Here is a 790-nt window from a genome sequence, read left to right on the forward strand (position 1 = left end):
GGGGGATTCGGTGGGTGTGGTGGTGGATGGTGGTGGGGGGACGTTGGTGGCGGGGTTGCATGACATGCATGGGCATGTGGATGGGTGGGGTGGGTTGTTCGCGTTGGCGGCGGGGGTGACGTCGGTGCGGGATATGGGGAATGTGAATGAGCGGTTGCTGGAGCTGGAGGAGTGTTTCGAGTCGGGGGAGCTGGCCGGACCGACCATCACCCGCTCCGGGCTGATCGAAGGCCGGAGCGAGTTCTCGTGGGATCTCGGGATGATCCCGGAGACCCTGGACGAAGCCGTCGACCTGGTCCATTGGTACGCGGACCGGGGTTACCACCAGATCAAGATCTACAATTCGCTGAACCCGGAGTGGGTGCCGAGGCTGGCGGAGGAGGCGCACAAGCTGGGCTTGCGGGTGGTCGGGCACGTGCCGGCGTTCACCACGCCGGACAAGATGATCGAAGCAGGCTACGACGAGATCACCCACGTCAACCAGGCGTCGGCGTCGATACGACGATTCAGCTGCACGAAGCGATGATGCTCGGCCGGACCGATGTCACCCTCGAAGCGGACCTGCCGGTGATCGAGCACATGCCGCTGGCCTACCAGCGCGACCGGCGTCGTCCGCACTTCCCGTACGAGTCCGAAGAGGACCTGGTGGCTTACGCGGATGCATACGGCAGGGTCATGGATGTCGTGCGCTTGTTGCGTGCGGAGGGTATTCCGTTGTGGCCCGGCACCGACGACAACACCGGCTTCTCCCTGCACCGCGAACTCGAGCTCTACACCCAAGCCGGCTACA

1 protein-coding gene and 1 pseudogene are annotated in these 790 nt (G+C 64.4%); both read left to right on the forward strand.

Going from position 1 to position 790, the window contains the following annotated elements:
• Positions 1-526 (forward strand): annotated as a pseudogene (locus OO71_RS48140) (hypothetical protein); the annotation flags it as partial.
• A partial coding sequence (locus tag OO71_RS48145) for a hypothetical protein (protein ID WP_211260848.1) occupies positions 526-790 on the forward strand: 265 nt, incomplete at its 3' end. The pseudogene OO71_RS48140 and the gene OO71_RS48145, both read left to right, overlap by 1 nt.

This window comes from Amycolatopsis jejuensis (assembly GCF_000717335.1).
Classification (GTDB): domain Bacteria; phylum Actinomycetota; class Actinomycetes; order Mycobacteriales; family Pseudonocardiaceae; genus Amycolatopsis; species Amycolatopsis jejuensis.